The sequence below is a fragment of the Microcoleus sp. MON2_D5 genome (genome assembly GCF_036701905.1).
In the GTDB taxonomy this organism is placed as follows: Bacteria; Cyanobacteriota; Cyanobacteriia; order Cyanobacteriales; family Microcoleaceae; genus Microcoleus.
On record NZ_JAUBRM010000175.1, the window covers coordinates 1 to 5,619 of the forward strand.

The 5,619-nt window shown below is 45.4% G+C and carries 3 protein-coding genes and 2 pseudogenes; 2 read left to right on the top strand and 3 right to left on the bottom strand.

The window, feature by feature from the left end:
• Positions 1-64: 64 nt before the first annotated feature.
• Both QUA47_RS30040 and QUA47_RS30045 read right to left on the bottom strand, forming a co-directional pair.
• The gene (locus QUA47_RS30040; protein WP_333433508.1) at positions 65-223 is read right to left on the bottom strand and encodes an element excision factor XisI family protein; all 159 of its coding nucleotides are present in this window, start codon (positions 221-223) and stop codon (positions 65-67) included.
• Positions 220-614, bottom strand: a pseudogene (locus QUA47_RS30045) (element excision factor XisH family protein). The gene QUA47_RS30040 and the pseudogene QUA47_RS30045 overlap by 4 nt, the downstream one beginning before the upstream one ends.
• A gap of 336 nt (positions 615-950) precedes the next feature.
• Between QUA47_RS30045 and QUA47_RS30050 the strand changes: the two are divergent.
• Positions 951-2,651 carry an ABC-F family ATP-binding cassette domain-containing protein gene (locus QUA47_RS30050; RefSeq protein WP_333433510.1) on the top strand — a complete coding sequence of 567 codons (1,701 nt, stop codon included), beginning with the start codon at positions 951-953 and terminating at the stop codon, positions 2,649-2,651.
• Between the two features lie 78 nt (positions 2,652-2,729).
• Here the strand turns inward: QUA47_RS30050 and QUA47_RS30055 are convergent, their stop codons facing one another.
• Positions 2,730-3,647, bottom strand: coding sequence for a fructosamine kinase family protein (locus tag QUA47_RS30055; RefSeq protein WP_333433511.1), 918 nt, complete (start codon positions 3,645-3,647; stop codon positions 2,730-2,732).
• Between the two features lie 220 nt (positions 3,648-3,867).
• Here QUA47_RS30055 and QUA47_RS30060 point away from each other — a divergent pair.
• Positions 3,868-5,363: pseudogene (locus tag QUA47_RS30060) on the top strand (IS5 family transposase).
• The last annotated feature ends 256 nt before the right edge of the window (positions 5,364-5,619 follow it).

The window sequence follows — 5,619 nt, forward strand, 5'->3', positions numbered from 1 at the left end:
TTTGCACTTTACCCTCGCTCTCGCGATCGCATAGCCCAGGCTACATCAAGTGCGATCGATATATTCAGCAAGCCCTATTTATTAACATATAACGGTGATGTTCCCAATCAAAAATTATTTCATTTTTTGTTCCACTGTCAAAAACTAGAATCTCAGCGTATTCAGTAAGGATCTGCTTAACAAGTTTGCGATAATTATTTAAGCTCTCCCTTGTACTATTCACTCTATTTTTTTGTTAAAAATAACCAAATTGAGGCGGTTATTATCTAGCAATATCTGACCAAAATTTTCTCCTTCAACAAGCTCTGTAAAAGCATTTAGTGGAATTGCAAGATAGAGTTGTCTTTCTGATTCGGTCCGTTTTAAGATGTCATAGTAAAGAGTATATTGACCCAAAGCTTGGTCTAAATCTGCCATTCTAGACTCTCTGATAAAACTTTTAACTTCAACGGCTATCTTGCGATCGTTGTTCTCAGCAGCTAATAGCTGTTCGGCACCAATATCGATAGGTTTCTCTTCGCCCAAGCCAAGGGATACGGATCGTGGGTAATTGTCCAGCCAGCCTTAATCAGAGCCTGTTTGACAACTTGATGATAAATGTCACTTGCTGGCACGATCGCTCTCTTTTGCTATCGAGGTTGACACTCACTATTATAATGTGCAGAAGTCTCAACCATTATTCGAGAAATTCAATCTGAAACCACACGATCGCCCGATCCGCCCCACCCAAATAGTCCTGAACCCATATCGAGGCCAGAAACCGGGTTTCTTCGTATATCTCTAGCTGAGAATCTGCGATTTTTCAGAGAAACCCCGTTTCTTCGCGTAACTCCTACCAAATCAAAATCTGGCAATACCCTAAATATAATTAAAATTTGTTAAGATTAACTCGACCTCAGCGCCGGCATCCCATCCGCCGCTAAACCTGCCCTTCCCCAGTCCCCACAACAATGCTGCGACTCGAACACATCAGTAAAATTTACCCCACAGGCGTCGTACTCAAAGATGTCACCTGGGAAGTCAAGCCAGGCGATCGCATCGGCTTAGTAGGCGTTAACGGTGCCGGCAAATCCACCCAACTCAAAATCATCGCCGGCGAAATCGAACCCACCGCAGGCGAAGTCATTCGCCCCGCCAGCCTCCACATCGCCTACCTCTCCCAAGAATTTGAAGTAGATCCGACTCGCACCGTCAGAGAAGAATTTTGGCGCGCCTTCAGCGAAGCCAACGAAGTTCACGAATCCCTGATGCAAGTCCATCGAGACTTGGAAAACTCCACCCCAGACAATCTCGATGAACTGATCCACAAAATGGATCGGCTGCAACGGCAATTTGAAGGCTTAAACGGCTACGGTTTAGAAGCGCAAATCGAGAAAATTCTGCCCGAAATCGGATTTGAACCCGAAGACGGCGATCGATTAGTCAGCGCCTTCAGCGGCGGCTGGCAAATGCGGATGAGTTTGGGCAAAATTCTCCTGCAAAAACCCGACATCCTGCTGTTAGACGAACCTACCAACCACCTCGACTTAGAAACCATCGAATGGCTGGAAGTTTACCTGAAAGGGCTGACAACCCCGATGGTAATCGTATCCCATGACCGGGAATTTCTCGATCGGCTCTGCACCCAAATCGTCGAAACAGAACGCGGCGTTTCCAGCACCTACCTCGGCAATTACTCCTCCTACCTGCTGCAAAAAGCAGAAGCCAGAGAAGCCCAACTCAGCGCTTACGAAAGCCAGCAAAAAGAACTCGAAAAACAGCAAGCATTCGTAGAAAAATTCCGCGCCAGCGCCACTCGCAGCACCCAAGCCAAAAGCCGCGAGAAACAGTTAGACAAAATCGAACGCATCGAAGCGCCCACCGGCGGATTAAAAACTTTGCATTTCCGCTTTCCCCCCGCACCCCGCAGCGGTCGCGAAGTAGCAATAATTGAAGATTTGGTGCACACCTACGGCGAAAAAATCCTATTTTTGGGAGCAGACTTATTAATTGAAAGGGGCGATCGCATAGCCTTTCTCGGCCCCAACGGCGCGGGCAAATCCACCCTGCTGCGACTGATTATGGGCTTAGAAAAGCCTTCTGAAGGTACGGTCAAATTGGGAGGCCACAACGTCATCCCCGGTTACTTTGAACAGAATCAGGCAGAAGCCTTAGATTTGAATAAAAGCGTGATCGAAACCATTCACGACGAAGTACCAGACTGGAAAAATGAAGAAGTTCGGACTTTGTTGGGCCGTTTCTTATTTACGGGCGAAACAGTATTCAAACAGGTTGGGGCTTTAAGCGGCGGCGAAAAAGCCCGCCTAGCTTTGGCAAAAATGCTGTTGACTCCCGTGAATTTGCTGATTTTGGACGAACCGACAAATCACCTCGACATTCCGGCGAAAGAGATGATGGAAGAGGCGATTCAGAATTATGACGGTACCGTAATTATCGTTTCGCACGATCGCTATTTCATCTCCCAAGTCGCCAACAAAATAGTCGAAATCCGGGATGGAGAGTTTCGCACTTATTTGGGAGATTACCACTACTATCTCGATAAAATAGCTGAAGAAAAAGAGCTAGCCAAGTTAGCCCAACTAGAAGCTGAAAAAGCAGCTAAAAAAGCCGAAAAAGAGGCAAAGAAAAAAGCTGCTGCTAAGCAAAAATAAACTTGCAACCCTCGCAGATAAACCTTAAATCCGCGTTTATCTGCGAGGGTTGCAGTTAAAAAAGAATCAGATTATTAACTAACCCAAAATTCGATTAATCATTTGATTCGCCTGGGACTCGTAACTCCCACCAAACAAATTAAAATGATTTAAAATGTGATACAGATTATAAATAGTTTTGCGTTGGTCATACCCTGCATCCAAAGGCCAAACCTGATTATATCCCCGGTAAAACTGCCTAGGAAATCCACCAAATAGCTCAGTCATAGCAATATCAACTTCTCTATCTCCAAAATATGCCGCCGGGTCAAAAATCACCGGTTCCCCCGCAGATGTCACCCCCACATTCCCCCCCCATAAATCCCCGTGAACTAGCGAAGGTTGAGGTTCATAACCAGCTAACAATTGAGAAATCATCTCTAATAAACGTTCCCCTTGCGGAAAATGGCCGCGCCGATCCCTAGCCAATTTTAACTGATAACCAATCCGATGTTCGGCCCAAAATTCTGCCCAATTTGCCGTCCAATTATTAATTTGTATAGTTGATCCGATCGTATTATTAATATCCCAACCAAAACATCCCCTCACCCGAGCAGAATTAGGCTTTTTTCCCCCCCTTGCGAAGGGGAGGTTGGGGGGGGTGTATTTGTGCATCGCCGCCAGTTGGCGCCCCATTTCCTCCCAAGCTCGATCGCCCCCGCGGCTTTCCAAATCCAGCCATTCCAGCACAATATAAGCTGAATTCCCCTCAGTTCCCCAGCAAATCGGATCAGGTACTCGAATCGTCTGGGTTGCCCGCATTTGCTGCAAACCCAAAGCCTCGGCTTCAAACATCGCGACTTGGGAAGCTGGAGTTAATTTCGCGAAGTAAGCGCGGGCACTGCTGCTGATATAATAGCCTTGATTGATGCAGCCACCGCTGACGGAACGGCGATTGTCGATCGAAAATTTGTCTCCTGTTACTTCGGCAATGCGTGCGGCAATTTTATCCCACATTGAATCAAATTGTATTGAGGGCGATCGAAATTACTTTAACAGGTATAGCAACTTAAAACTTAATTAGCAAAAACACCACAGATCCTATCTGTATAGATAGGGCTTGCTGAATAACGAGAAAAAAGTGACGCTAATTGGGTTTGTGAGCGCTACTTGGGTGGTAAGCGTGCCAAAAAAACTGCTAAAATCGCTCAAAACCCGTGCATCCCCCTTGGCGATCGTGTACCGAAAAGTGGAACAAGCCCCAAGCCCTGCTGAAGACTTTGACCTCCCCTTCGGGGGAAAGTTGGCAGCAGATAACCGTTGGGTGCAACTAGCCCAGCTAATTCCGGGCGTCAGAATTTGAAGCAGAATATGCTCAAAACTTCGAGACAGAAGTCGGTCCCCCAGCTAAATCGTTTCGGCTGGCGTTAGGGTCATTAATCATTAAAGAAAAGCTGGGAATTAGTGATAGAGAAACCGTCGAGCAAATCCGAGAGAACCCTTAGCTGCAATACTTTATCGGTCAGTTATCTTACAGCAATGAGGTGCCATTTGACCCGTCTTTATTAGTTCACTTCCGGCAAACAATTAGCGCCTAACTCGTTAACAAAGTCAATCGAGAAGTCGTAAGAAAATTGCGAGAAATCGGCAGCGCCGACGGCGAAAAAAAAAATCCATCACCAGAAATTGAGCCGCCGAAAAATCAAGGAAAATTAATCCGCTTATGCCACCTGTGCCCCAGCCGATATTAGTTATCCGACCGACTTAAAACTCTTAAATCAAGCCAGACAACACACGGAAAAATTTATAGATGTCCTCTATGAACCACTGAAAGATAAAATTCTTAAAAAACCCAGAACCTACCGTCAGATTGGTCGAAAAGACTACTTAAAAGTCGCTAAACAACGACGACCTTCCCGGAAACAGAAAAGAAAAGCGATTAAAAAACAACTCCAGTATCTCAAAAGAAACCTATCTCATATCACCCAGCTAATCGAGTCAGGAGCTTCACTAGAAAGCCTCAGTAAAAAGCAATATAAGATGTTGCTCGTGGTGTCCGAAGTCTATCGGCAACAGTTGGAGTTATTTAAAAAGAATAAACAAAGTATTGAAGACCGAATTGTAAGTTTAAGTCAACCCCAGATTCGTCCCATAGTCAGGGGAAAAGCCGGACAACCCGTAGAGTTTGGCGCAAAACTCTCAGCGAGCAGCTTTGAGGGATATGTATTTTTAGACCGGATCAGTTGGGATAACTTTAACGAATCAGGAGACTTCAAGGCTCAAGTAGAAGCCTATCGCAACTTCACCGGCTCTTATCCAGAATCTGTTCATGTCGATCGCATTTATCGGAAGAGAGAGAACCGAGCTTGGTGTAAAGAAAGAGGGATTAGAATCAGTGGCCCTCATGACGGAAGAGCGCCAGCAAATGTCAGTCCAGAAAAAAAGAAGCAAGCATTAGAAGATGAGAGAATTCGCAGTTCGATTGAGGGAAAGTTCGGTCAAGGAAAGCGAAGATTTAGCCCCGCTCTCGTGATGGCTAAACTTCCAAATACTTCTCAAACTGCCATTGCTATTACTTTTTTAGTCATGAATCTTTCTACCGGACTCAAACGGTTTTTGTGTGTTTTTTTGTGTCTATTTGCGAAAACAACACTTGTTTCCGGGCTAGTCATTATCAAAAACTATAACTCGACTTACGAGAGCAAACAAAAACTTATTCGATCGTCGGCTTGAATCAATCATCAATCCTTCTCTGGGTCTTCCACTATTTATTCAGCAAACCCTAGATAGGATCTGTGGTGTAAATAACGTTCCAGGCATAGAGGTATTGTCGAGGGGGAGTGACGGGGCAAATATATGAGGCACCTGGGGGTTTAACAAGCGAGCTCGGGATGGTATCCGGGTGGTGCCACTGCCTCTGGTGACACTACCGAAAAGTTGTAAGGGTGAAAAACCCTGAAGACTGCATAGAATTAAGTCATCATGATTA

What these genes read in the sequence shown, in the direction of transcription:
- QUA47_RS30050 (WP_333433510.1), top strand. Translation starts at nt 951, where the DNA reads ATGCTGCGACTCGAACACATCAGTAAAATTTACCCCACAGGCGTCGTA.
- QUA47_RS30055 (WP_333433511.1), bottom strand. Translation starts at nt 3,647, where the DNA reads ATGTGGGATAAAATTGCCGCACGCATTGCCGAAGTAACAGGAGACAAA.